The sequence below is a fragment of the Allobosea sp. ASV33 genome, from assembly GCF_016428755.1.
Lineage (GTDB): Bacteria > Pseudomonadota > Alphaproteobacteria > Rhizobiales > Beijerinckiaceae > Allobosea.
The window spans coordinates 1-446 of the sequence record NZ_JAELTI010000204.1; the positions used below are offsets into that span (position 1 = coordinate 1).

The 446-nt window shown below is 66.8% G+C and carries 1 protein-coding gene; it reads left to right on the forward strand.

The window, feature by feature from the left end; all coding sequences use genetic code 11:
• Positions 1–25: 25 nt before the first annotated feature.
• The coding region (locus JHD80_RS27120) for a hypothetical protein (RefSeq protein WP_199093678.1) at positions 26–446 on the forward strand (421 nt) is incomplete at its 3' end.

Below are 446 nucleotides of genomic sequence, written 5' to 3' on the forward strand. Positions count from 1 at the left end.
GTACCTTGGTCCGCCACACGGACCGATGGTCGACGACGAGCCGGCCAGAAGGCTGGCACTGCACAAGATGGCCATCGAGGTGGCCTGGCGCATCCAGCAGGCAACCCCGGTCAACGCCAACGCGTTGGTGTCGGCGCTCCTGGTGGCCAGCCGCGGAATTGCACTGACCCTCGGGCAGATCCATCACACCCTGCAGGATGCGTTGGACTACCTGGAGCGCAAGCACACCCCGATGACCGAGAGCACGCGGCGGTTGCGTGACCCCGACGGGGTGCGCGCGGCGCTGGACGCGCTCTCCGGTGGCCATCCGGTGACCCGGGTCGACGGCGGTTGGGAGCCGGTATGGCGTATCGCCCCGGAGCATGAACACATCGCCGCCTTCTATCGCAATTCGGTGGTCCATGTCTTCCTGGAAACCTGCATCGTGGAACTGGCGCTGGCCCACG